The 1,156-nt window shown below is 74.0% G+C and carries 1 protein-coding gene; it reads right to left on the bottom strand.

The features are described from left to right. A partial coding sequence (locus tag AC0CYZ_RS16885; protein ID WP_472217387.1) for a LacI family DNA-binding transcriptional regulator occupies positions 1–473 on the bottom strand: 473 nt, incomplete at its 3' end. Positions 474–1,156 lie beyond the last annotated feature (683 nt).

The raw sequence follows: 1,156 nt of genomic DNA, 5'->3' as shown, positions 1-1,156 counted from the left end.
ACCACCACCGGGACCGGGCGCTCGAGGACGGCGGCGAAGTGCTCGTCGTCGTCGGGCATGGAGTAGACGACGAAGCCGTCGACGCCGGCGCGCGCGACCGCGCTGACGTCCTCGGCCTCGGGGCTCACCGGGACCAGCAGGAGCCCGGAGCCGTTGTCCTCGCACGCGAGGGCGAGGCCCTCGAGGAACTGGATGGCCACCGGGTCGCGGAAGGCGTAGGAGAGCGCCTCGGTGAGCAGCAGGCCGACGGCGCCCGCCTTGCGGGTGCGCAGCGACCGGGCGACGGGGTCGGGCCCCGGGTAGCCCAGCCGACGGGCGGTGTCGAGCACGCGCCGCCGCAGCGCCGGGGACAGCTGATCGGGCCGGTTGTAGGCGTTCGAGACCGTCGTCCGGGACACCCCGAGCTCGGCGGCCAGTGAGGCCAGCGTCGCCGTCCGACGCGTCGACCTCCGCCCCTCGAGTGCCTCTGCCACCTGCGCAACGTAGCGACTGTTTCGATCTAGGGCCACCGTTCGTCGCCGTTCCGCGCCCGTCCCGTGTCGTGGGGGCCACCCTCGTCTTCGATAACGAGAACGGTTATCGTTTGCGGGTCGCCCCGCAGCAACCGCCGATCTCCTGCCGTCCGACGTCGCCAGCGGGACCTCCTGACACGACGCACCCCCGGAGCCCGCATGACCACCGCCCGCCGCGCCACCCTCACCGCCGCAGGCACCCTCGTCGTCCTCGCCCTCGTCGCGGGCTGCGGGAGCTCCGGCGACGGCACTCGCGACGGCGCCCCACACGTTCGTCGTGGCGACGACGGTGGGCGTGCCGGCCGCCGCGGCGCCGGGGTCGCCGGGGCTCCCGCAGCCCGCGACGAGGACGAGGACGGCGCCTGCGGCGGTGAGGGTGGCGCGGCGGGCGGTGGCCATGCGGGCTCCGGGGGGTGCGTCGTGTCAGGAAGGTCCCGCTGCCGACGTCGGACGGCAGGAGATCGGCGCCCACGGCGGGCCGACCCGCAAACGATAACCGTTCTCGTTATCGAAGACGAGGGTGGCCCCGACGACACGGGACGGGCGCGGAACGGCGACGAACGGTGGCCCTAGATCGAAACAGTCGCTACGTTGCGCAGGTGGCAGAGGCACTCGAGGGGCGGAGGTCGACGCGTCGGACGGCG

It is taken from the genome of Actinomycetospora sp., assembly GCF_055612215.1.
The sequence above is the reverse complement of the archived record's forward strand: the minus strand, read 5'-3'. Positions and strand labels throughout refer to the sequence as shown.